We start from the raw sequence: 16555 nt of genomic DNA on the forward strand, positions 1-16555 counted from the left end.
TTCCCATTGAAACCCTCGGGGGTTTCAACGTCAGCCACGATGAGCGAGTGATCGGCATTCTAACGACAGGCCCGAAGCCGATATTTCTTCAATGCGACAACTAATTACAGATGCACAGAGAAACCCGCTTGAGCGCATTGACAGCCTTGCAAATTCATGCAAGAGCGAAAGACAGTGAACCGATCTATGCTGCAAATTGCGGGCCTATTATTCGCAAACCCTTCTAATCCGGCAAGCGCAGCGTTGTGTCTTATTTTTCACTGGGGGTTTTAAGGCTCTAAAACGGGGCATTGCGTTTCCCTTCGCCCCGCGGCGGGGCGGGCGGTTACACATTTGGTTACTCGGATGAGTGCGGGTAACAGCGGGAAAGGGCTTGCGCAGGAAATCGATAATTATTGGTTGGGTGGGTTGGGTTTCTGACAGGGGATTACTGCGGCGTCTGACAGATCGCCTTCGCGAGCAAGCCCGCTCCCACAGTGGCCCTGCATTCTTTCAGACGGACCGCGATCAACCTGTGGGAGCGAGCTTGCTCGCGAAGAGGCCAGCACAGCCACCACAAAACCCCAGCTGGATTGCATTCTTCCAGACAGAACACACATCAACCTGTGGGAGCGGGCTTGCTCGCGAAGAGGCCAGCACAGCCACCACAAAACCCCAGCTGGATTGCATTCTTCCAGACAGAACACACATCAACCTGTGGGAGCGGGCTTGCTCGCGAAGAGGCCAGCACAGCCACCACACCACCCCAGACACAAAAAAGCCCCGCCCGGCATCACCGGGCAGGGCTTCTACAGAGCTAACGCTTACGCCACATTCATCGTCTTGTGCGTATCGATCAAATGCTGCACCACACCCGGATCCGCCAGGGTCGAGATGTCCCCCAACCCATCGTACTCAGCCGTAGCAATCTTGCGCAGAATCCGCCGCATGATCTTGCCCGAACGGGTCTTCGGCAGCCCCGGTGCCCACTGGATCACATCCGGCGAAGCAATCGGGCCGATCTCTTTGCGCACCCAGTTCTTCAGCTCCAGACGCAGTTGCTCACTCGGCTCTTCACCATTCTTCAAGGTGACATAGACATAAATGCCCTGCCCCTTGATGTCGTGCGGCACACCGACCACCGCCGCTTCGGCGACTTTCGGGTGCGCAACCATGGCGCTTTCGATCTCGGCGGTGCCCATGCGGTGGCCGGAGACGTTGAGCACGTCGTCCACACGTCCGGTGATCCAGTAGTAACCATCAGCGTCACGCCGCGCACCGTCACCGGTGAAGTACATGCCCCGGAAGGTCTTGAAGTAGGTGTCGACAAAGCGGTCATGATCGCCATACAGCGTACGCGCCTGACCCGGCCACGAGTCGAGAATCACCAGATTGCCCTCGGCCTCGCCCTCGATGATGTTGCCGAGGTTGTCGACCAGCGCCGGTACCACGCCGAAGAACGGACGTGCCGCCGACCCCGGCTTCAGCGCATGCGCCCCCGGCAGTGGGCTCATCATGTTGCCGCCGGTTTCGGTCTGCCACCAGGTATCGACGATCGGGCAACGCGACTTGCCGACATTCTTGTAGTACCAGTCCCAGGCTTCCGGATTGATCGGCTCGCCCACCGAACCGAGCAGACGCAGACTGCTGCCATCCGCGCCTTCAACGGCGGCGGTGCCCGAAGCCATCATCGCGCGGATCGCGGTCGGCGCGGTGTAGAGGATGTTGACCTTGTGCTTGTCGACGATCTTCGCTACCCGGGTGATGTCCGGGTAGTTCGGCACGCCTTCGAACAGCAGGGTGGTCGCGCCATTGGCCAGCGGGCCATAGACGATGTAACTGTGACCGGTGACCCAGCCGACGTCGGCGGTGCACCAATAGACTTCGCCCGGACGGTAGTCGAACACGCGCTCGTGGGTCATTGCCGCATACAGCAGATAACCGCCGGTGGTGTGCTGCACGCCCTTCGGCTTGCCGGTGGAGCCGGAGGTGTAAAGGATGAACAGCGCCTCTTCAGCGCCCATCTCTTTCGGCGCGCAGACGGTGCCCGCCACTTTCATCAGGTCTTCGTACCAGATGTCGCGATGCTGGTTCCACTTGATGTCGCCACCGGTGCGCTTGCACACGATGACTTTCTGGATGCTGCTGGTTTCCGGATTGGTCAGCGCATCGTCGACGTTGGCTTTCAGCGAGATCTTCTTGCCGGCGCGAATGCCTTCGTCAGCAGTGATCACCACTTTCGATTTGCAATCGATGATCCGCCCCGCCAGCGCTTCCGGCGAGAAGCCGCCGAACACCACCGAGTGAATCGCGCCGATCCGCGTGCAGGCCAGCATGGCGACCACGGCTTCGGGGATCATCGGCATATAGATAGTCACCACGTCGCCGCGGTGCACGTCCTGACCACGCAGGGCGTTGGCCAGTTTGCAGACTTGTTCGTGGAGTTCGCGGTAGGTGATGTTGCGGCTTTCGGAAGGGTCATCGCCTTCCCAGATGATTGCGACTTGGTCGCCGCGCTCGGCCAGATGACGGTCGAGGCAGTTGTAGGAAACGTTCAGGGTGCCGTCGGCGAACCATTTGATGTCGACATGGTGATCGTCGAAAGAAGTCTGCTTCACCGTGGTGAAAGGCTTGATCCAGTCGAGGCGCTTGGCTTGCTCGCGCCAGAAACCGTCAGGGTTGACGACCGACTGCTGGTACATGGCTTTGTAGGTCGCCTCGTCAGTCAGCGTATTGGCCAGAACCTCGGGACGAACGGGATACAGAGAAGCCGCACTCATCTTTCTTACCTCGGTGAAATAGTTGTTTTTGTATGACCCCGTTGTAGCCGGGCCGGGCCCATAGAACCATTCGACGATGGTAGTAACAAGCCCTGCGCCCTCAAGACCCCCACCCCTGTAGGAGCTGCCGAAGGCTGCGATCTTTTGATCTTGCCCTTTAAAAACAGGATCAAAAGATCGCAGCCTTCGGCAGCTCCTACAGGGGATTTTTGGTGTTTTGCGGCGATTGTTACCAAAACCGCGAAAAGTGTTTATCAAAACCCCACCTGTTTACCCCCACCCCTCCTCCCTAAAATCCACCTCGCCGACAAGGCAAACGCGATTAACAACGTTACAGCCCCCACGAAGGCCGTTAATCCAGCTCTCAAGTAATAACTGCAAATGATGAAGTTCCACACGCAACCCTAAAAAGGTTGCGTGACCCCACTCGACCTCAGAAAGGTAAATCTGAAATGAAAGCTTTATTGGTTCTGGCCCTCAGCAGTCTGTGCGCAACCGCCATGGCAGACGAGGTCCCGACTGATGTCGCACAACAACAACCGGCTATCGAGGAATACACTTACTCGACTCACCTGGACATCGCCAACGTAGTTTCCATGAGCGAAGTTCCAAACGTCTGCGAAGTTGTTCCGATGAAAATGGAATACGACGACTCCAAGGGTCAGCGTCACATCCTGCGCTACAGCGTCATGGGTAACGGCTGCACCAATTGATGATCGAGACTGCACCGAATCGGACCGCTCAGCGCCTCATTTGAGGGTCGATTCCAGCCCGGCTTCGGTCGGGCTCAGTTGTGTCTGGAGTCGTCAAAAATGCTTGCAAAACACTAGATGTAGTGAAAAACCGGTTTTTTTGTTCGTTTTTTGAGCAAATCCACAATCGCGAGATTTTTACGAAAAAAAATCTATCCCCGGCAAAGCCCTGTAAACCCGCACTCTCATCGAAAAACCAGCCTCCTCGACCGCTCCATGCGCGGATTCGCCTCAGCACAGCCGTGTTTTTTTCCCTATAATGCCGCCCTAATCGGGTCAGCAATATTCCCTTACAGGGAACAAAAGCCATTCTGAAGCCCCGCAGCAGCGTCAACGCTGATCTGCGCCCGTCAGAGGCTCTCGGAAACCCGTACAAAATTCTGTTTTATTGCCTGCCTTAGCTGCTGCAAAAAACGATTCCTTAAGATCCAACGCGGTCTGTACGACCGTGTGAAAAACCAACCAATCAGGTTTCACACGGGGCGACAGGCCCTCACGCAGGAGACGACACGTCATGCTGAGCTGGGACGAATTCGACAAAGAAGACAGTGAAGTAGCAGCAGTGAAAGGCGCCAACGCCGGCCACGCTACTGAAGCCAACATGGACCGCCTCGACAGCGCCGGCGGTGCCGCAGCGCTGGAAGCCCGCGCCGTGACCGCCGACGACTCGGCCGCCGTGGCCCGCGCCAAGGCAGCACTGGATTCCCTCGACGTCGCCGAAGGCCTCGCCGAACTCGAAGGCGCCTCCGCCCGTGTCGCCGTTGACGAAAAGCGCATGATCAACTGCCGCGCCGACCTCAACCAACTCGTACCTTTCAAGTACGACTGGGCCTGGCAGAAGTACCTGGACGGCTGCGCAAACCACTGGATGCCGCAAGAAGTCAACATGACCGCCGACATCGCCCTCTGGAAAAACCCGGAAGGCCTGACCGACGACGAGCGCCGCATCGTGATGCGCAACCTCGGCTTCTTCTCCACCGCCGACTCCCTGGTTGCCAACAACCTGGTGCTGGCCGTGTACCGCCTGATCACCAACCCGGAATGCCGCCAGTACATCCTGCGCCAGGCCTTCGAAGAGGCAATCCACACCCACGCCTACCAGTACTGCATCGAATCGCTGGCCATGGATGAAGGCGAGATCTTCAACATGTACCACGAGATCCCGTCGGTCGCGAAAAAGGCAGCCTGGGGCCTGAAGTACACCCGTTCGATCTCCGATCCGAAGTTCGAAACCGGCACCCCGGACACCGACAAAGAACTGCTGCGCAACCTGATCGCCTACTACTGCGTTCTGGAAGGCATCTTCTTCTACTGCGGCTTCACCCAGATCCTGTCCATGGGCCGCCGCAACAAAATGACCGGCGTCGCCGAGCAGTTCCAGTACATCCTGCGCGACGAATCCATGCACCTGAACTTCGGCATCGACGTGATCAACCAGATCAAAATCGAAAACCCACACCTGTGGGATGCCGAAATGAAGGAAGAAGCAACCCAGATGATCCTGCAGGGTACGCAGCTGGAGATCGAATACGCCCGCGACACCATGCCTCGCGGCGTACTGGGCATGAACGCGGCGATGATGGAGGACTACCTGAAGTTCATCGCTAACCGTCGTCTGTCGCAGATTGGTTTGAAGGAAGAGTACCCAGGGACGACTAACCCGTTCCCTTGGATGAGCGAGATTATGGACTTGAAGAAAGAGAAGAATTTCTTTGAGACTCGTGTGATCGAATACCAAACTGGTGGTGCGTTGAGCTGGGACTAATGGTCTCGCTTGGCACAATTTGACGATTGCTGCTTGAGTCGCCAAGTCGAGAAAGCAAAAAGCCCCGATCTGATCGGGGCTTTTTTATGGACGATTGGTAATCGTTTTTTACGCCTACGTCACAGCGCTTAATCTCCTACAGCACTTACAGCTGCGTCCCATTGAAGCCCGCTACAAGCACTACTAAGCTCTATCGCAGGTGCCTAAGAAACGCCCAACGTAGAAAGCTCGGTCAGTGACACAGACGTGTAATTCGTCGGTGACAACTGCTCTGCTCGTTGGGATTTCTTAAGTCCGCTCTACGTTGGGGTCAGGCCCTCCCAAAATCTAACGTAGAGGTCATAGATATGTCTGATCCGCTCCCGGTAATAGTGTTCTCTCGCCACAACCTTTCTCTCCATGCCCTTCTATTAGAAAACCAGCCTTGGTTCTCCGCTCGCGATGTCGGCCGCTTGATGGGTTTCCATCTGAATGATCGGGTGGTCAACAAGCTAGATAGCGATCAGCGCCGCCTCATGTGGATTGAGTACTTTCGAGAACCAGAACAGCATCTGCTGATCAGTGAGTCCGGGGTGTACGCGCTGTTGGTCTATCACTACGTTCCGGGTAATCGGTTGTTGCGGGAATGGCTGACCAATGAGGTGGTGCCGACATTGCGCGATGCTGCAGATTCGGGAGATTCAAATCGGCCAATGTTGAGCTTATTGGATTGGCCGGAGATGTCATTGAGTTTGCTGCATTGGCAGGATGAGGGATGGATTCGGCTTCGGGATATGCCTTACCTGTTAAATGATCAGCCGCGACGACGAACGATCGAAGCTAATCCTTGGTGGCGGCGGGTCGTAAATACGTTGCAGTTATATGCACATTCACTTAGGTCAAATCATCGAAAACCCAGCGACCGTTGAGAAGCCCTTTCAATTGCTCAACACTCAGTAATTGCTGAGGCTTTCTATGAACAATTGCGTGGCAATTTGCACAGAGAGGAACAAGGTCAGTTACTGGATCGACAACCTGTTCCTCTTTAAATTCGGAAATGGGCTTCACGTGATGTACATGAATAAAGCCCTTCGCGTGCTCCCCATAGGCTTTCTCAAAGTCAAAATCACATGCTTTGCATAGAAGGCCATGAATAGCGATAGCCTGACGTCTAAGCTTGGGACAACGCTCGTATCTCACACCGTAATAAGTGGATTTTTTACCTTCAGTACCAACGATTACCGTTTCAAAATCCTCTGTACCGTCAACCTGGCTGAAGTCATCTGCCTGCGATGGCGTCAGCACAGCATTGGATGAGATCCGGTCGAACACAGTTTGATCAATGGACCGAACACCGTTACGCCAGTAATTGTTCTTTAGATTTGAGGGAATTTGCTCAAGGTACTCCCCCTCGAGCTTTATTGGGATTGCCGACTCAAACTGACGAAAATCCTCAATGGAGGCAAACAGGTCTCCTCGCTTACTGTTCTTGTCTGCATACACCCTTCCTATCCGAGCCAAACCAAAATAATGAGGTGCAGAACTCAAACGTAATGCTGCAAAAGCCTTATTTTTCAGTTTCCCCTTGTAGTAGAGAACTTCTGTTCCCTGGACAAGGATTTCCTTGTACCGCTTCGGGAAGTGGTAGAGAACCCCAGTTTGATCGGCCCATTTTGACAAATCATTCTCGGCAATTACGGCTGGCATCAACTCATCCTCTTATCAGAGGCTAGAGATTACCAAATCTAGAGAAAAGTCCTACACGACTTACGGAAGGCTCTCACAACTGACTCAAGCCAAGTTTTCAGCCTTTCGGTGAGACATGTGTTCCACCTCTTGCTCTTAAATTGCTTTGACGGAGCCTAGAAAATGACCGCATCACTGCACCAAAAAAAGAATTAGTAGGTGCACCACCACGCGCCTCCCGCTATTAATACCCCTCCCCCACTCAAGGATCCGAGCCCTGCCATGAAATTCGATCTCGCCTACTGCCTCAGTCTCGACGACAAGTTGTCGATCTATGACGTTCGCGATCTCAATTTCGATGAGACGGTGGCGTTCGATTCGGCCAAGGAGCATTTCCAGTGCCCCAACGATGCCTGTCGTTCGACGTTCGATGCTTCCAACGAGTTGGGCACCTTCAATGCCAAGAACGTGAATTACGTGCGCACGCCGCACTTCAAGAATCTGCCCACGACGCAGCATGTGGCGGGTTGTCCGTATGTGAGTTTGAAGGCGTCGGCATCTGGCGTTGAGGCGGCGGATGGCGAAACGGATGACGGGCGGGAGGAGCATTTTCCGTCGGAGTTGTTGCTGACGCGGCGTGAGTATGTGCGCAAGCCTGCTGCGCCTGCGGGTGCGGCGGATGTGTTGCGCGATGATCCGGTGCGGGTGGCACAGGTGAGTTCCAAGGAGTCGCCGGGGCGTGAGACGGCGCCGGACAAGACCAGTGTGTTTGCGCATCCGGTGGAGTGTTTTGTGTCGAACTTCGCCGACAAGGAGTTGCTCAAGCGCATGCCGTTGAAGATCGGCGAGCACACGGCGCCTTATGGCTCGTTCTTCAAGAAGATCGAGTATCTGACGGACAACAAGGGGCTGATTTACTGGGGCAAGATCAAGGAGATCAAGGATTACACCCAGAGTTTTCGCATCGATTTCGAGCAGAAGGTCTGGTTCAAGCAGGCGGATGAGGCGAAGAAGAAGCCGTATTCGGTGAACGTGTACTTGAGCAAGAAGTTGATCGACAACTACCGCAAGCGCAAGGCGTTTCTGGAAGAGATCAAGCACGCGATCGACAGCGACAAGGAGTTGTTCTGTTTCTTCTATGGGGTGACGCCGGAGTTGAAGCAGGTGCCGAGCAAGAAGAACCCCGAACAGACGTTCGGGGTGTTCAGTGCCAACATCGAGAACCTGGATCACTTCATTGTGCGGGAAGCGCCGGGGTTGGCGTGACGGTTAGCCTTTGGGCAATTGCAGTTTGGCTGCGCCACGATGCTGGTTGACCAGCGAGTACGGCAGCACTGACCAATCGGGGTTGTCGCAGTTACGTTGGTAACGGGCGAAGTAAGCGCCCAGGTAAATCCCCTTCGGTGTGAAGTGCCAGTTGGAATAACCCCAGACACTTTCATCGGAGTAATCGCAACTGCCGTCATCTTCGGCGGGCTTCTTCATCTCTTCGGGATAGAGCGTGGTGAACTGTTTGACCAGCCAAGGCGCCATGACTTTCATCTGATCGTATTCGGTGGCCGCGTTATTCGGTTCACCAATCCACAGTACATCTTTGAGTTTCAACAATTCGCCGGTGTGGACGTCGAGGTTGATTGGCGAACTGCCGAAATCCGGGTGGGCGCCGCCGCAGCTGTAACCAGTGGAGATGTCCAGGCTGACCACGTCGGGTGAGAGAAACTCCGGGGCAGCTCCTTGATCGAACTCGGCGTATTCCCCGCCATCCATCATGCAGCGGTGATAGTCGATGACTTCAGTCCAGAGCCGTCCGAGCAAGTGGTTATTAATCCGCTGCTGTTCTTCTTTCGTATAGCCAGACTCGACACTGAACAACGATATCTTCGACTCAGGCTCCGTCCACCATTGCAGGTCGTAGCCCATGAAGTTTTCTTTCTTCTCCGGTTTGAGTTTGAGTCCCTGTAAGCGCAAATACTCGTAGGGATCGCTCTTCGGCAAAGTGGCAATAAAGGGCAGCGTAGTTGCGCTCGGCGCAGGAAGTTTGGCTTCGGTCAGTTGCACCGGCAGCTTCTTGCCCTTGGGGTTTTGCCATTCGCCCTGCCAGCCATTGGCGGTGGATTTCAACTTCAGGGTTGGCAGCGGTTTGTCGTCGCCATAGCGGTTGTTGCCTTCAACAAGGTTCAACGTGCTGTCCTGCAGCGAGCCGCTGAGTTCCAGGTCGCGGTGATACTTCTCGTAGAAGTAGCGGCCGGTGACTTCGTCCTGCCGCGTGGTGTTGAGCTCCACCACAACCGACATCTTGCCCAGCGTACCGGTGAACACGCGCCGGCCATCTTCGGCATGGGTGGTGGTGGAAATCAGTGTGAACAGCGCCGCAGCGTATGGCGCCAGGCGCAGCAGTCCCTTGAGCATGGATCGATCCCTGAATGAATGAGGCTGCGAAGTATGCAGAGGATGCGCGCAGGAATCGAGGCTCTACTTGAGCAGCATGCCCAACATCACGACGATTAACAGACCGATATACACCCAAGCATGCACCCGATCCGGTATCCGCCCGATCCACGGCGTGGCCAAGCGAATCCCGACCAATGACCCCAGCGTCAGCACCGCAAACGCCAGCAAATCCACATACCCGACAAACCATGCGCCCAGATCCGTTTCGCTGAAACCGGCCAGTGCCATGTACGTCAGCGTCCCGGCCACTGCCACCGGCACGCTCAACGGGTTCGCCATGGATGTGGCCTGGGACATGCTCAGTCCGCAGCGGCGTAATAGCGGCACGGTCATGACGCTTCCTCCTACACCGAGGAACGTGGCGATGGCGCCGATGCCTACACCGCCGCCGGATGTTTCTGTACTGCGGAGTCGGCGTGGGATGACGCCTTCGCTGCGGGTGAGGAAGCCGCGTCTGAGCAGGCAGTCGATGATGGTCACGCCGAGGTAGGCGATGAAGGCGTAGCGAATGATTTCGCCGCTGGCCCACACCGCGGCTATCGCGCCGATGATCGCGCCGAGGGCGATGAAGCCGCCGAGCGGCCACAGGTATTGGCGGATCAGGTTGCCGGCGCGGCGGTGTTTGTCGGTGGCGATCAGGGCGTTGACGATCATCACGCAGGTCGAAGTGGCGACGGCGATGTGCATGGCCGATTGGCCGATGGGGTCGTCGGTGCCGTGGCTGGCGCTGAGCATGCGATAGAGCAACGGCACGACGACGAAGCCGCCGCCGAAGCCGAAGAGCACGGCGGTGACGCCGGTCAGGCAGCCGAAGAGAGTCAGCAGGAGGTAGAACATGGCGCGTCTTCCGGTGGTGGGGAGCGGTCGACAATAGAGCGACGCGGCTTGGCCTGCTTCAGCAACTCAGCCAATAATGTTTGCGTTTACGCCAATCACCGGGACGCCCTCGATGCGCAATATTTCGATCAGTCAGTTGGATGACACTCCGCGCCCGGTGGTGGCGATCGGTACGGATTATTCCCACGGCCATCTGTTGCCATTTCATACGCACCGGCGGGCGCAATTGCTGTACGGCGCGACCGGGGTGATGCAGGTTCGTACTCATGACGGCAACTGGGTAGTGCCGCCGCAACGGGCGGTGTGGATTCCGCCGGGAGTAGCGCATGAAGTGCTGATGCTCGGTGTGAGTACGCGCAGTTTGTACATCGAGCCGGGGGCGGTGGATTTGGGCCAGCGTTGTCAGGTGATCAGCGTTTCACCGTTGATGCGGCACTTGTTGATGGAAGCCGTGGAAGTGCCGCTGACTTATGACCTCGAAGGACGCGACGGCGTATTGATCGACCTGCTGCTGCATGAACTGGCGCGCAGTGCGCCCCTGCCCTTGCATATTCCGCTGCCGACTGACGGAAAGCTCCTCGCTTTGTGTCAGACCTTTCTGCTTCAGCCGAACGCCCATCAGTCGCCGCAACACTGGGCCGAGCAGTTGCACATAAGCTTGCGCACCTTCAACAGACTGTTTCGGCAGCAGACCGGGTTGAGCTTCAGCCAATGGCGGCAACAGGCCTGCGTGGTGCTGGCACTGGCCCGTCTGGCGGCCGGTGAAGCGGTGACGCGGATCGCCCTGGATTTCGGTTATGAGAGCCCGGCGGCGTTCTCGACGATGTTCCGGCGCATCCTCGGACAGGCACCGTCCGTCTGGTTGGAGGCGGCGAACTAGGGCAAATCAAAAAATGCGTTTGATCCCGGCCGAAAACAACTGTACAAAAACACAGTACATTTTCAATCAGCACTCTTGAGCCCGGAGCACACCATGGCCTCTCTTGCGATGAACCACATCCTCGAACGCATTGCCCTTTTCCAGTTCACCCCGACGCACTGCGTCCAGGCCCGAGCGATGCTGGGCTGGAGCGTGGAACAGCTGTCGCGCGAGGCGCAGGTTGCGGTGGACGATATTCAGCGGTTTGAAGCGCAGCAGGACGTCGCGGATGCGGCGCGGCTGGCGCTGGCTTACCGGTTTGAGGCGCAGGGGCTGGTGTTCTTTCCGGGGTTTGCGCCGGGTCGCAGTGCGAGTATGGGCGCGCCATCGGAAGCAGTGGGGCGTGGGGATTATGCGATGGCTGAATAAGGACGTGGAAATTGAGTGAAATCGAAGAAAGCAAAGGTTGCGTTTATAAGGATCTGGAAGGCGTGGATGCGGGTGACATGCAAAATAAGGCCCGGCATGTCACACGATTAGCTGCACTCATCGAAACAGCTCCCATGAGCAAAGCCGACGTAGCTCAAAGACTTGGTTTGAATCCGGAAAGTCTGGAAGAGATTCTCCGGGGGAAATTCCGCGACATAAACGTTTCCACGTTGGTGAGCTATGGGGACTTGATGTCGGAAAACAATCTCGAAAAATAAGGTTCGCCTCTATAGAGGCGAACCAGTTTTAACTCATCAGGCGTTCTGAACCACGCCCTCACTCTCCCCTTCAACCGCCAACCACCAAGCACTCCCGCGCTGCGGCTGCATCAAGTTGAACGCCTCGCCCATTTGCGGCGTGGTGATCGCAACACTGCGTTCCCAGGCCAGTGACAGGATGCGATCAAACGGTTCGTGCCAGGCGTGCATCGCCAGGTCGAAGGTGCCGTTGTGGATCGGAAACAGCCAACGGCCCTTGAGGTCGATGTGGGCTTGCAGGGTTTCTTCGGGTTGCATGTGCACGTGCGGCCATTCGACGTTGTAGGCGCCGGTTTCCATCAGGGTCAGGTCGAACGGGCCGTACTGTTCGCCGATGCGTTTGAAGCCGTCGAAGTAGCCGCTGTCGCCGCTGAAGAAGATCCGCGTGTCGCCGTCGATCATCACCCACGAGGCCCAGAGGGTGCTGTTGCCGTCGAACAGGCCACGGCCGGAGAAATGCTGCGACGGGGTGGCGACGAAGCGGATACCGGCAATTTCAGTGCCCTGCCACCAGTCGTATTGACGGACTTTGCCGACGTCGATGCCCCACTTGATCAGGGTATCGCCGACGCCCAGCGGGGTCAGGAAGTAATTGGTTTTAGCCGCCAGTTTCAGTACCGCCTGGTAATCGAGGTGGTCGTAGTGGTTGTGCGACAGGATCACCGCTTCGATCGGCGGCAACTGGTCGATGCTGATCGGCGGCTGGTGAAAGCGTTTCGGGCCGGCCCATTGCACTGGCGAGGCACGCTCGGCGAAGACCGGATCGGTGATCCAGAATTTGTCGCGCAGCTTCAGCAGCAAGGTCGAGTGTCCGAGGCGATAGACGCTGTGGTTGGGGGCTGCCAGCAAGTCTTCACGCGTCAGCGCATGCACCGGGATCGTAGCAGCGGGACGGGTATTGCGTGGCTTGTGAAAGATCATGTTCCACATGATCCGCAGCATTTTGCGCAGGCCTTCGCGTTGCACCGGCGCATGGTTACGGAACAGTCCTTGATCCTGGCGAGAGGCTTCAGGCGTGGAAGTTTGATCCGCAGGGAATTCTGGGTTGGCCATGACTGAGAGACTCCAGAAAAACCGCGCAATTCACGGTTTTTCACGGTGGGACGATAAATGGCCAAGGCACGCACGCATCAGCCGAACTGTTTGGTTTTTAGGTTGCGCGGATTAACGCAACATTACACTGGGCGGTGTAGTTTCTAGGTTGCATCAAACCGGATGACAAGTAAACTGCCAAGTGTAATTCCCCCCCCTTCTCTGCCGAAGCGTACTTATGACAGCTCCAAAGCGCCTCACCGACCGCAAACGCGAAGCCATCATTCAGGCGGCGATTGCCGAATTCCGTGCCAACGGGTTCGAGATCACCAGCATGGACAAGATCGCGGCCACCGCCGGGGTGTCGAAGCGCACGGTTTACAACCATTTCCCGAGCAAAGAAGAACTGTTCGCCGAAATTCTCAACCAGCTCTGGGCACGCATCACTGCCGAACAGGCCGTGACCTATCGCCCGGATCAGCCGCTGCGCGAGCAACTGCAGCAGATGTTGTTGGCTAAACTGCAGATGATGGCCGATGACAATTTTCTCGGTCTGGCGCGGGTGGCGATTGCCGCCACCATCCATTCTCCGGAGCGCGCGCAGGATATGGTGGCGCGCATGGGCGAGCGGGAAGAAGGCTTGACGGTGTGGATTCGCGCCGCTCAGGCGGATGGTCGGCTCAAAGCCGTTGATCCGGAATTCGCCGCGCAGCAGGTGCAGGGGCTGTTGAAGTCGTTTGGTTTCTGGCCACAGATTTCCATGGGCCAGGCGCCGCTGGATGCGGCAACACAACAAGCCGTGGCCGAGTCGGCAATGGAGATGTTTCTGGCGCGATACCATCTCTAGACCGCCCCTCTCCTGCGGACACAGCGATTAAATGGCTCGGAAGGACACTGATTATTCCCGCTGGAATAAATGACAATGTCCGACATTTGACCGACGAACGGTCAGCCTGAAAAAGACACTGCAAAGTATTTCAGGATGAATCTGGCGCAGGACATCATGGAAAACCAACGCGGCAAAGGCTTGTCATTCGCCAGACGCATCTACCTGCCCAGGGCCATCGGTCTGGGCGTCGGCTTTTTCAGCGTCGCGGCAGCACTGTATCCGCTGCACATGCCGGCCTGGCTATGGGCGCTGCTGGTGTTCAACGGTTTTATCTGGCCGCATCTGGCCTTTCAGGTTTCGACCCGCTCGAACTTTCCCTACCACGCCGAACGTCGCAATCTGTTGTACGACTCGTTGTGCGGCGGCTTCTGGACCGCGTGTTTTCAGTTCAACCCGCTGACCACCGTGACCATCCTGTCGATGATGACCATGAACAATGTCGCCGCCGGGGGCCGACGTCTGTTCGTATTCGGTGCACTCGCCCAGTTCGCCGGGTTGCTGCTGGGCTGGGCAATTTTCGGTTTCAAGTTCAGCCTGACCATGACGCAGATCCAGGTCTGGGCCTGCCTGCCGATGCTCACCCTTTATCCGCTGGCACTGGGCATGGTGTCTTATCAACTGGCGATCAAACTCGCCCAGCACAAACGAGCGTTGAGCGCCCTGAGCCGCACCGACAGCCTCACCGGGCTGCTCAATCACGGCGCCTGGAAAGATCTGCTGCACAGCAAATTCGAGCGCTGCCAGCAGCAGCACGTCCCGGACATTCTGGCGCTGATCGACATCGATCACTTCAAGACCATCAACGATAACTACGGGCACATCATTGGTGACGCCGTGCTGCGCCATCTGGCCCGTGAACTCAAACTGCTGGCCGAAGGTGAACCGGCGGGCCGGTATGGCGGCGACGAGTTCTGCGTGATCCTGCCCGACCAACCACTGCTCAAGGCCGAGGCGCGGATGGAACAATTGCGCCAGGCCTTGCACCAGTACCGTCATCCCGATGTGCCGGAATTGCGGGTCAGCCTGAGTATCGGCCTGGCGCGGTTTCAGCCTTCCTACACCGATGCGATTGCCTGGCTGGATGACGCCGACAAGGCGCTGTACACCGCCAAACACACGGGGCGCAACACGATCAGCGTGGCGCTGGGTCGACCGAGCTCAAACGACGCCAGCCAATTCAGCCTTTGAAAAAGCTCTACACATGTTGGCGCGCACTTTCTTGTACAAGACTAATTAGTTTGTATAAGATTGGCGCGTCAGCCTGGATGCTGGCACTTTGCAGTTAATGGCAAATGTTCATCCGGCATTTGCTCTGCCAGCGCGGAAACAGGGACACAAACCTCGTCTTTCCCTACTTCCAGGTACTGCTCACATGTTCTTCAATCGCCATCAGTCCGCTCTCAACGACCTTCAACACACCATCACCGAACAGAATGGCCTGCTCGAAGCCATCAACCGCTCCATGGCGGTGATCGAGTTCGACCTCGATGGCGTGGTGTTGAAGGCCAATGACAACTTTCTCAAAACCATGGGTTACCGCGCCGAACAGGTGATCGGCCAGCCTCATCGCTTGTTCTGCACCCCGGAGTTTGGCCGTAGCGCGCAATACACCGAATTGTGGTCGCGCCTGAAAAACGGCCAGTTCCAGTCCGGCACCTTCGAGCGCGTGGACAGCAAGGGGCAGCCGATCTGGCTCGAAGCCAACTACAACCCAATCAAGGATGCGTCGGGGCGCGTGGTCAAAGTGGTCAAGTTCGCCATGAACGTAACGACCAAGGTGCAGCAGGAAAGCGAGGCCAACGCCAAGCTTCAGGCAATCGACCGGGCGATGGCGGTGATCGAATTCAACCTCGACGGCAGTATTCTCACAGCGAACCAGAATTTTCTGACGCGCATGGGTTACACACTCGCCGAACTCAAGGGTAAACATCACCGCTTGTTCTGCCGACCGGAGCTGGTCAACAGCAGCGCTTACGAGGATTTCTGGCGGCGGCTGAACCAGGGTGAGTTGTTTCAGGGTCAGTTCGAGCGCGTCGACAAGCGCGGGCAGACTGTGTGGCTCGAGGCCAACTACAACCCGGTGTACGACGCCTCCGGGCGCCTGTGCAAAGTGGTGAAATTCGCCACGGACGTCACCACCCGCGTCGAGCAACATGAGCAGGATGCCCGCAGCGCCAGCGCGGCTTATCACATCTCCGTGGAAACCCGGAAAGTCGCCGAGCAAGGCACCCAGGTGATCCAGCAAGCGGCCAGTGAAATGCGGGAGATCGCTGACGACATCGCGCAGTCGTCGACCTTGATCGCGCAACTCGGCGAACGCTCGGAGCAGATCACGGCGATCGTCAACACGATCCGCGCGATTGCCGACCAGACCAACCTGCTGGCGCTCAATGCCGCCATTGAAGCGGCGCGCGCCGGGGATCAGGGCCGCGGCTTTGCGGTGGTGGCGGATGAGGTGCGGCAACTGGCGGCGCGCACCAGCGGCTCGACGGCGGAGATTTCCAACATGATCGGTTTGATCCAGAGCGAAACCCGCCAGGCGATCAAAAGCATGGAAGGCACCCGAGGGCGGGCAGCACAAGGCGTTGAACTGGCGGATCAGGCCGGCAGCGTGATTCTGCAGATTCGCGATGGCGCCAGTGAAGCGGTGCAGGCGGTGAGCATGTTTGCCAATGAGCGGGCGCCGGGGTGATTGCGGTGCTGAGGCTTTAGACCGAGTCGCGGCCTTCGCGAGCAAGCCCGCTCCCACAGGGAAATGCATTCCAGGGTGGGAGCATGTTTGCCGATGAGCGGGCGCCCG

At 57.2% G+C, this 16555-nt stretch carries 14 protein-coding genes and 2 pseudogenes; 11 read left to right on the top strand and 5 right to left on the bottom strand.

All coding sequences use genetic code 11. From position 1 onward, the window contains the following. Positions 1-803 precede the first annotated feature (803 nt). Entirely contained in the window at positions 804-2759 is a 1956-nt protein-coding gene (acs, locus tag ACVHNU_RS17835) for an acetate--CoA ligase (protein WP_473017967.1), read from the bottom strand. A 452-nt stretch (positions 2760-3211) separates the two neighbouring features. Between acs and ACVHNU_RS17840 the strand changes: the two genes are divergently transcribed. From ACVHNU_RS17840 to ACVHNU_RS17850, 3 genes are all read left to right on the top strand, one after another. Next, positions 3212-3472 (top strand): DUF2790 domain-containing protein, encoded by a 261-nt coding sequence (locus ACVHNU_RS17840; protein ID WP_003227290.1) that lies wholly within the window; start codon positions 3212-3214, stop codon positions 3470-3472. 553 nt (positions 3473-4025) lie between these two features. Then, complete coding sequence (locus ACVHNU_RS17845) at positions 4026-5276, top strand: ribonucleotide-diphosphate reductase subunit beta (RefSeq protein WP_027612630.1); 1251 nt, start codon at positions 4026-4028, stop codon at positions 5274-5276. A gap of 347 nt (positions 5277-5623) precedes the next feature. Then, entirely contained in the window at positions 5624-6184 is a 561-nt protein-coding gene (locus tag ACVHNU_RS17850; protein WP_473017968.1) for a BRO-N domain-containing protein, read from the top strand. Here the strand turns inward: ACVHNU_RS17850 and ACVHNU_RS17855 are convergent. Beyond that, a complete protein-coding gene (locus ACVHNU_RS17855; protein WP_473017969.1) occupies positions 6150-6962 on the bottom strand; it encodes an HNH endonuclease in 813 nt (270 codons plus the stop codon). The two genes, ACVHNU_RS17850 and ACVHNU_RS17855, sit on opposite strands and share 35 nt — an antisense overlap. Positions 6963-7223: 261 nt before the next feature. Between ACVHNU_RS17855 and ACVHNU_RS17860 the strand changes: the two genes are divergently transcribed. Then, positions 7224-8207 (top strand): hypothetical protein, encoded by a 984-nt coding sequence (locus ACVHNU_RS17860; RefSeq protein WP_473017970.1) that lies wholly within the window; start codon positions 7224-7226, stop codon positions 8205-8207. 3 nt (positions 8208-8210) lie between these two features. On the opposite strand, the gene ACVHNU_RS17865 is transcribed toward ACVHNU_RS17860, so the two are convergent. Together ACVHNU_RS17865 and ACVHNU_RS17870 are read right to left on the bottom strand one after the other, a co-directional pair. Further along, positions 8211-9350, bottom strand: a complete 1140-nt coding sequence (locus tag ACVHNU_RS17865) for a hypothetical protein (protein WP_473017971.1) — start codon at positions 9348-9350, stop codon at positions 8211-8213. A gap of 63 nt (positions 9351-9413) precedes the next feature. Beyond that, positions 9414-10229, bottom strand: a complete 816-nt coding sequence (locus ACVHNU_RS17870; protein WP_473017972.1) for a sulfite exporter TauE/SafE family protein — start codon at positions 10227-10229, stop codon at positions 9414-9416. 112 nt (positions 10230-10341) lie between these two features. Here ACVHNU_RS17870 and ACVHNU_RS17875 point away from each other — a divergent pair, with 112 nt between their 5' ends. The 3 genes from ACVHNU_RS17875 to ACVHNU_RS17885 all read left to right on the top strand — a co-directional run bounded on the left by ACVHNU_RS17875 (position 10342) and on the right by ACVHNU_RS17885 (position 11795). Continuing rightward, on the top strand, positions 10342-11109 hold the full coding sequence (locus ACVHNU_RS17875) for an AraC family transcriptional regulator (RefSeq protein ID WP_103485866.1): 768 nt from the start codon (positions 10342-10344) through the stop codon (positions 11107-11109). Positions 11110-11202: 93 nt separating this feature from the next. After that, a complete protein-coding gene (locus ACVHNU_RS17880; RefSeq protein ID WP_123588732.1) occupies positions 11203-11517 on the top strand; it encodes an XRE family transcriptional regulator in 315 nt (104 codons plus the stop codon). An 11-nt stretch (positions 11518-11528) separates the two neighbouring features. After that, on the top strand, positions 11529-11795 hold the full coding sequence (locus ACVHNU_RS17885; protein WP_247868474.1) for an XRE family transcriptional regulator: 267 nt from the start codon (positions 11529-11531) through the stop codon (positions 11793-11795). Positions 11796-11831: 36 nt separating this feature from the next. Here ACVHNU_RS17885 and ACVHNU_RS17890 read toward each other — a convergent pair whose 3' ends face one another. Next, the gene (locus ACVHNU_RS17890; protein WP_473017974.1) at positions 11832-12887 is read right to left on the bottom strand and encodes an MBL fold metallo-hydrolase; all 1056 of its coding nucleotides are present in this window, start codon (positions 12885-12887) and stop codon (positions 11832-11834) included. A gap of 217 nt (positions 12888-13104) precedes the next feature. Here ACVHNU_RS17890 and ACVHNU_RS17895 point away from each other — a divergent pair, with 217 nt between their 5' ends. From ACVHNU_RS17895 to ACVHNU_RS17910, 4 genes and pseudogenes are all read left to right on the top strand, one after another. Next, positions 13105-13713: a TetR/AcrR family transcriptional regulator gene (locus ACVHNU_RS17895; RefSeq protein WP_103520091.1), complete on the top strand. Its 609-nt coding sequence runs from the start codon at positions 13105-13107 to the stop codon at positions 13711-13713. Between the two features lie 156 nt (positions 13714-13869). After that, positions 13870-14943 (top strand): diguanylate cyclase, encoded by a 1074-nt coding sequence (locus ACVHNU_RS17900; protein WP_473020081.1) that lies wholly within the window; start codon positions 13870-13872, stop codon positions 14941-14943. Between the two features lie 274 nt (positions 14944-15217). Further along, positions 15218-15901, top strand: a pseudogene (locus ACVHNU_RS17905) (PAS domain-containing protein); the annotation flags it as partial. Between the two features lie 108 nt (positions 15902-16009). Continuing rightward, positions 16010-16447, top strand: a pseudogene (locus ACVHNU_RS17910) (methyl-accepting chemotaxis protein); the annotation flags it as partial. Between the last annotated feature and the right edge of the window lie 108 nt (positions 16448-16555).

Source organism: Pseudomonas sp. Ors-4-3C (assembly GCF_055755035.1).

What these genes read in the sequence shown, in the direction of transcription:
- ACVHNU_RS17870 (WP_473017972.1), bottom strand. Translation starts at nt 10,229, where the DNA reads ATGTTCTACCTCCTGCTGACTCTCTTCGGCTGCCTGACCGGCGTCACC.
- acs (WP_473017967.1), bottom strand. Translation starts at nt 2,759, where the DNA reads ATGAGTGCGGCTTCTCTGTATCCCGTTCGTCCCGAGGTTCTGGCCAAT.
- ACVHNU_RS17900 (WP_473020081.1), top strand. Translation starts at nt 13,870, where the DNA reads ATGGAAAACCAACGCGGCAAAGGCTTGTCATTCGCCAGACGCATCTAC.
- ACVHNU_RS17840 (WP_003227290.1), top strand. Translation starts at nt 3,212, where the DNA reads ATGAAAGCTTTATTGGTTCTGGCCCTCAGCAGTCTGTGCGCAACCGCC.
- ACVHNU_RS17855 (WP_473017969.1), bottom strand. Translation starts at nt 6,962, where the DNA reads ATGCCAGCCGTAATTGCCGAGAATGATTTGTCAAAATGGGCCGATCAA.
- ACVHNU_RS17880 (WP_123588732.1), top strand. Translation starts at nt 11,203, where the DNA reads ATGGCCTCTCTTGCGATGAACCACATCCTCGAACGCATTGCCCTTTTC.
- ACVHNU_RS17865 (WP_473017971.1), bottom strand. Translation starts at nt 9,350, where the DNA reads ATGCTCAAGGGACTGCTGCGCCTGGCGCCATACGCTGCGGCGCTGTTC.
- ACVHNU_RS17850 (WP_473017968.1), top strand. Translation starts at nt 5,624, where the DNA reads ATGTCTGATCCGCTCCCGGTAATAGTGTTCTCTCGCCACAACCTTTCT.
- ACVHNU_RS17845 (WP_027612630.1), top strand. Translation starts at nt 4,026, where the DNA reads ATGCTGAGCTGGGACGAATTCGACAAAGAAGACAGTGAAGTAGCAGCA.
- ACVHNU_RS17860 (WP_473017970.1), top strand. Translation starts at nt 7,224, where the DNA reads ATGAAATTCGATCTCGCCTACTGCCTCAGTCTCGACGACAAGTTGTCG.
- ACVHNU_RS17895 (WP_103520091.1), top strand. Translation starts at nt 13,105, where the DNA reads ATGACAGCTCCAAAGCGCCTCACCGACCGCAAACGCGAAGCCATCATT.
- ACVHNU_RS17875 (WP_103485866.1), top strand. Translation starts at nt 10,342, where the DNA reads ATGCGCAATATTTCGATCAGTCAGTTGGATGACACTCCGCGCCCGGTG.
- ACVHNU_RS17890 (WP_473017974.1), bottom strand. Translation starts at nt 12,887, where the DNA reads ATGGCCAACCCAGAATTCCCTGCGGATCAAACTTCCACGCCTGAAGCC.